The 6,160-nt window shown below is 58.0% G+C and carries 5 protein-coding genes; 2 read left to right on the forward strand and 3 right to left on the reverse strand.

Going from position 1 to position 6,160, the window contains the following annotated elements; translation table 11 throughout:
• Positions 1–48: 48 nt before the first annotated feature.
• Positions 49–1,203: a DUF6542 domain-containing protein gene (locus tag QP981_RS09380; RefSeq protein WP_070429179.1), complete on the reverse strand. Its 1,155-nt coding sequence runs from the start codon at positions 1,201–1,203 to the stop codon at positions 49–51.
• Between the two features lie 80 nt (positions 1,204–1,283).
• Positions 1,284–2,834 carry an AI-2E family transporter gene (locus QP981_RS09385; protein WP_284857905.1) on the reverse strand — a complete coding sequence of 517 codons (1,551 nt, stop codon included), beginning with the start codon at positions 2,832–2,834 and terminating at the stop codon, positions 1,284–1,286.
• Between the two features lie 94 nt (positions 2,835–2,928).
• Here QP981_RS09385 and ychF point away from each other — a divergent pair, with 94 nt between their 5' ends.
• Both ychF and erm read left to right on the forward strand, forming a co-directional pair.
• Positions 2,929–4,008, forward strand: coding sequence for a redox-regulated ATPase YchF (ychF, locus tag QP981_RS09390; protein WP_038629114.1), 1,080 nt, complete (start codon positions 2,929–2,931; stop codon positions 4,006–4,008).
• Positions 4,009–4,693: 685 nt separating this feature from the next.
• Complete coding sequence (gene erm / locus QP981_RS09395) at positions 4,694–5,548, forward strand: 23S ribosomal RNA methyltransferase Erm (protein WP_070642086.1); 855 nt, start codon at positions 4,694–4,696, stop codon at positions 5,546–5,548.
• A gap of 219 nt (positions 5,549–5,767) precedes the next feature.
• Here the strand turns inward: erm and QP981_RS11255 are convergent, their stop codons facing one another.
• Complete coding sequence (locus QP981_RS11255; protein ID WP_350309474.1) at positions 5,768–6,052, reverse strand: type IIL restriction-modification enzyme MmeI; 285 nt, start codon at positions 6,050–6,052, stop codon at positions 5,768–5,770.
• Between the last annotated feature and the right edge of the window lie 108 nt (positions 6,053–6,160).

Genomic DNA, 6,160 nt, shown 5'->3' on the forward strand with positions numbered 1-6,160 from the left:
GGCTAAATCTGCCTGTGGGCAACTGTGACGGTAAGGTGCAAGTCCGAGCTACTTGCGGTAACGAGACCTGGTATCGCGCCCGGTTATGCGCTCCTGGCGAGGGCGCTGCTGTCGCGGTGGCCACTCCTCGGTGCGACGGTGGTTGCTCCCCGGGCGTGCGGGGCTCTGTTGAGGCTTTTCGGACCGGGACTCCGGCGAAGACCGTTCTCCCCACATCCGTGCCGTTCCTGCCGCTTGACGACGGGGAAACTCCTGCGTTGGCCGCTGCGGTGCGTTTGGCCGTTCAATCGGACGACGAGGCTGCTGTCTGGTCGAGTTTGGCGAAGTGGAATCCTGAGTGAACTGCGCCTGGCCCGGATGCGGGCGAGACTGCCAACGGGATGTTGGCTGCTGGGCCCGCTGGGCGAAATTCGAGCGCTGCTGGGCGCGCTCCCCAGAGCGGTCAACTGGTCGCTCACGCAGTTGCTCGGCGTTGCGCGATGCCGAGCTGGCGCTCGCTGCCGGTCGGGCACCAGAACGAGAAGTCTCCTGCCGAGAGCGTGCAGCCTGCTGGCGCGCCTGGCGGCGAGCTTCGGCATCTCGGATAATGTCCGCAGCGGGACGTCGTGAAGCAGGGCGTTCCTGAGAGCGAGAAGCTACGCGGCGATCAGATTCGGCGAGACGACGGCGAACCTGAGAGCTGGATTCGACAGCGGCTTCGTCACGGTGCTGGCGTTGTTTAGCGGCCTTGCGCTGGGTGTTGAGGGATTTCTCCTGGGTGCGGGTGATTTCGAGGTAACGCCACACTGCGATGATGACACAGATAATCATCAAGATCAGCAGCCACGGGAACTGCTGGATGATGGGATATGCGGAGGTCACCAGGCGAGCGCGTTTAGAGGTCGTCGCGGTCGCGCCACCATTTTCGGGATCGGCGAGAGAACCGGTAAACCACGCTGTGAAAAAGGTGACAAGCGCGAACAAAATAGGGATTTGAGCGACGGTAACTACCAGACCGCGAGGAACCACCAACAGTGTTCCGGCCACAGCAGCCACGGCAAAAGCAATGAAGTAGGGCTTGCCAAGCGAACCGTTGGGAACAGAAAAGAGCAAACCAAAAACGCCGGCCAGAAGCATCAGCAACGGCGGCACAAACATTGGCACGCGTGGAAGCAGGGGTTTGTTCCCACTGCCTTTACGGGTTATTGCTGATCTGTTCGACACGAATGCGTATCCTACCGGTTATTAGTGATAAAAACGGGCAAGCCCGGTATAAGAGCCTGCCCGTGTCTTGGAATCTCGCCCTACTTGTTTTTCTTAGAGAAAGGCCCGGAGACGACTTCAGTGACCTTGTGGAAGGCCTTGGTCATCGCTCCCTCTTCCTGCTTGGTCGGACCAGCATCGGGGGAAACTTTACCGGCGGTGCGAGCATCTGCCTTCACAGCGCTCTCCGCGGAGCTGTCGGAGTCATCACTGCCCAGACGGAACGAAGCCAGTCGGTCGCGCATCGCACGGCCGGCAGCTTCAATCTGAATGCCGGAGATTGATCCGGCATCCGTGGCGAACTCGATGTCCTTTGCGGTCTTGTCACCCGTTCGCAAATCCGTGAGGTCGCCGAGGTAGCGGAACCAGACCGCGACGACTGCAGTGACTGGCACAGCCAGGAAAGCGCCGATGATGCCGAAGATACCGCCACCGAGCAGAACCACCAACAGGACGATTGCGGCGTGCAGGTCCATAGCCTTGGACTGCAGAATCGGCGAGAGGATGTTGCCCTCAATCTGCTGGACGGCAATGATGATGAGCAAGACAAAGATTGCTGTGGTCAGGCCGTTGGCAACAAGTGCGACAACCACCGCAATGAAGCCGGCGGTGAACGCGCCGACAATAGGAATGAAGCCAGCGAAGAAAGTCACCACGGCCAGGACCATTGCCAGCGGCACATTCAAAATCGCAAGACCGGCACCGATGAAGACCGCGTCGATAAGCGAAACGATAGCCTGCGTGCGGATGTAGCCCGACAGCGTGTTCCAGGAGCGGGTGAGTACCTCCGTGAGATGCCAGCCGAGGCGACGTCCGGTCAGGCGGCGGAGCCATGGCAGGAAGTCCTGGCCGTCCTTGATGAAGAAGAACGTCAGAACCAGCATTGCCATCATGGTTACGGCGACCGAGGAGACCACCGAGATGCCTTGGAAGACTGTGTTGGCAATATCGCCGGAGCGCTCCTGAAGCCATGTGGAACCCTGGTCCAGGGCATCGAGAATTTGCTCGTCCTTGACGTTAAATGGCGGTGCCTGAATGATGTTCTGGACTTCTTGAATGCCATCAGTGAACTGGCGACGCAATTCTGGGAACTGCGACTGCACAGTCGGTGCGAGGACCGCGACAACGCCGCCAAGCACCGCCAGCGCGCCTAGGATGACCGTCAGTGCGGCGAGAGCGCGGGGCCATCGGTGCTTCATCAGGAACACTGCGGGCGGAGCCAGCACCGTGGAGACAATCAGGGCCAACAGAATCGGCAGAACGCCAGCCCAAATCTTTCCCAGAATCATAGCGCTGACGTACAGCGCCGCTGCGGTGATGAGGAAACGCAGGCACCAACCTGCGAACCATCGGGCGCCCTCGCCAATGACGTCGGCGCGGTCGATGGACTCGGAGTTGTTTTCGCTCATAAGCTCGTCGAGGTTTTTAGCATCTTCCGGTAAATCCGGTTGCGTTGTCGCTGACTTATGGGCGTCGGAGGGGATAGACAGAGACTGTTCTACTCGCAGAGGCTCCGATCCCATTACGTGATCGATAGCGTCTTTTTCGGACTGTGCAGTCCACTCTTCGCCTTCATTGGGTTTATTGCTCACATATTCATTATGGAGGTTCGGAGGGGATAGGGGGCAACTTCACGAAGTTAGGGCGAGTTCAAATCTATCTCCCCGAGCCCGTAAGATGGGCAATGTGAGTCTTACACTTGGAATCGTCGGTCTGCCCAATGTCGGAAAGTCAACCCTGTTTAACGCCTTGACGCGCAACGATGTGCTGGCTGCGAATTATCCGTTCGCCACCATCGAGCCGAACGTCGGCGTTGTGGAGCTTCCCGATCCCCGTTTGAATAAGCTCGCCGAAATTTACGGCTCTGAGCGTATTCTTCCGGCTACAGTGTCGTTTGTGGACATCGCCGGCATCGTCAAGGGTGCATCGGAGGGCGAAGGTCTAGGTAACAAGTTCCTCGCCAACATCCGCGAGGCTGACGCGATCTGTCAGGTCGTCCGTGTCTTCAATGATGATGATGTCGTGCATGTCGACGGCAAGGTTGACCCGGCCTCTGACATCGGTGTGATTGAAACCGAGCTGATTCTGGCTGATATCCAGACTATTGAGAAGGCGCTGCCGCGTCTGGAAAAGGAAGCCAAGAAGGATAAGGAAAAGGTCGGTGAGGTTGAAGCCGTCAAGCAGGCTCTCGCTGTGCTGGAAGAGGGACGCACTCTCTTCGCAGCTTCCGATGACGTGAAGCTCTCCGCTCTGCGCGAGCTGCACTTGCTCACCGCAAAGCCGTTCCTCTACGTCTTCAACGCTGATGAGGAAGTGCTTGCCGACGAGGACCGCCGCGCGGATCTGGCCGCTGCTGTGGAACCGGCGGACTGTGTGTTCCTCGACGCCAAGGCTGAGTCGGACCTTCTGGAGCTGGATGAGGAATCCCGCAATGAGCTCCTGGCTGAAATTGGCCAGACCGAGCCGGGTCTGCATTCGCTTGCTCGCGCTGGTTTCCGCACTCTTGGTCTGCAGACTTACCTGACCGCTGGCCCGAAGGAGTCTCGCGCCTGGACCATTCCGAAGGGTGCTACGGCCCCGCAGGCTGCCGGCGTGATTCACACTGATTTCGAGCGTGGCTTCATTAAGGCTGAAATTGTGTCCTTCAATGACTTGGTTGAGGCCGGCTCAATCGCTGAAGCGAAGGCCAAGGGGAAGGTCCGCCAGGAGGGCAAGGACTACATCATGCACGACGGCGACGTGGTCGAATTCAAGTTCAACGTGTAGCTAGGGGCCTTATTAATAGCGTTTGACACACGCGCTCCTATTTGCCGTCGCATCTCACGAGACGCTGACGTGGATGGCCGCACCATCGACCGGCAGCGTCAGGACTGTGAAGCCATTGCAAAGCAGTGTGGCTTGCACGTTGGACATAGAACATAACGACGTCGATCAGTCCATTTCCGCGTCAAAGAAGAATGTGGCTCGCCCCGACTACGACGCCATGGTGGCATCCTTTGAACGCGGCGAAATCGACGCGATCATCTGCTGGGACCTCGAACTACCCGCCCCACGTCGGTGGACAGTCCGATCGGTCGAACAAAATTACGCACCCCAGCTTAATCAGGGGTGCACCTTAAAAGCATTCGGAGGTGGGGGTAACTGCCCCTCGTTGCCCAGAGACAAAATACGCCAGTGGCGTCTGTACGACGAGCCAAAGGTGGCACAAACCCCAATCCAGAGAGGTCTTGCACTGTTGCGGTGCAGTTGTCTTCTTTCTCACAGTATTGCACCCTTCGAAATTAATTGGTACGATAAGGCCCATGTTGATTTCAGGTTCCGTTTTCATGCGGCCGCTCACCAACCGCTAAGGCGGTTTTCTCCCTCCCGCGGGTCAAAAACCGCTCCGGTCCTTTAGCCGGGCGGCCATTTGCCATGCCCGGCTCCGTTTCAACTCCACGGAGCACACCTGATGTCTACATACGGATACGGCCGTCACGAACATGGCCAAAATTTTCTCACAGACCAAAAGATCATCAACACCATCGTCGATCTTGTAAAACAAACCTCGGGCCCCATCATCGAGATCGGGCCGGGAAGCGGTGCCCTCACTCACCCGATATCCCGCTTGGGGAGGGCAATAACGGCAGTTGAAGTGGACACAACACTAGCTGCAAAACTCACAAAAAGGACCGCCTCGGCGGCGATCGAAGTGGTCCATGATGATTTCCTTAACTTCCCGTTACCCGCCACTCCCTGCGTCATTGTGGGAAACATTCCCTTTCACCTCACCACTGCCATTCTTCGAAAGTTGTTCCATGCGCCGGCATGGACTGACGCTGTACTCCTCATGCAGTGGGAAGTCGCTCGCCGCCGGGCCGGGGTAGGCGCAAGCACAATGATGACGGCTCAGTGGTCCCCATGGTTCACATTTCACCTTGGTTCCCGAGTACCAAGGTCTGCGTTCCGGCCACAGCCAAACGTTGACGGGGGGATCTTAGTAATCCGCCGTGTGGGTGACCCGAAGATCCCGATAGAGCAACGCAAAGCCTTTCAGGCGATGGTGCACACCGTTTTCACCGCCCGGGGACGCGGGGTAGGGGAAATTCTCCGAAGGGCAGGGCTGTTTTCATCACGCTCAGAGACACAATCATGGTTGCGCTCGCGAGGAATCGACCCCGCAACCCTACCCCCCAGATTGCGCACCAGCGACTGGATCGATCTCTTTCAGGTGACTGGTTCCTCTCCATCGCACCATCGGCGAATTTCACAATCGGGAAGTAGTCAACACCCTCCTCAACGGAAAAAACGAGGCCGGCGGCGTTAATCCCCCCGCCACCCAAACCGAAATCCACCAGTAGTAGTGGACGACCAGTGCTGGTCTACCGTGAGCCGGGTTATGACAGTGACGTGTTCTCGTCGGGCACAGTCATAGTTCCCGGCGTTGCCGGCGACAGGGTTCTATACCCAGCAGCGGGGTCGATCAAAATTACCCACACGGGGAACGACCCTGCTGGTGGTTTCGATCTTGATGGAAGCGAGGAGATTAGCCCCTCGACAACTCCCCGTAGCTGGCGAACAGTAGCTCCTGGCGCTGGCGCTCGTTGGTGAGTTTGCGTGCCACACCGAAAGCTTTATTTACTTCTCGGTCCAATTCGTCGTGAGCCTTGAGCAGAATTTGGTCTATCGCTAACGGGTTGTAGTGCTCCGCGAGTGGCCCCTCGGGGTGCCGCTCGCGGGCCCGCAGTACCAACTGTCCAGCGTCGATGATTCGCTGCTGCGCTTTCTCATCTAGTTCACACAGAGCTGGTCCGAAGGAGTAGCTCCCGATGTACTCCGAAGAACGGAAAAATGAATAGTGGGGGCGGGATCAAGCGGTTAATGCGCCACGATTGAATATTTGCTGGAGTATCTCACGTGGGGTTGCTCCGCCGAGGAC

The organism is Corynebacterium sp. MSK047 (assembly GCF_030232285.1).
In the GTDB taxonomy this organism is placed as follows: Bacteria; Actinomycetota; Actinomycetes; order Mycobacteriales; family Mycobacteriaceae; genus Corynebacterium; species Corynebacterium jeikeium_D.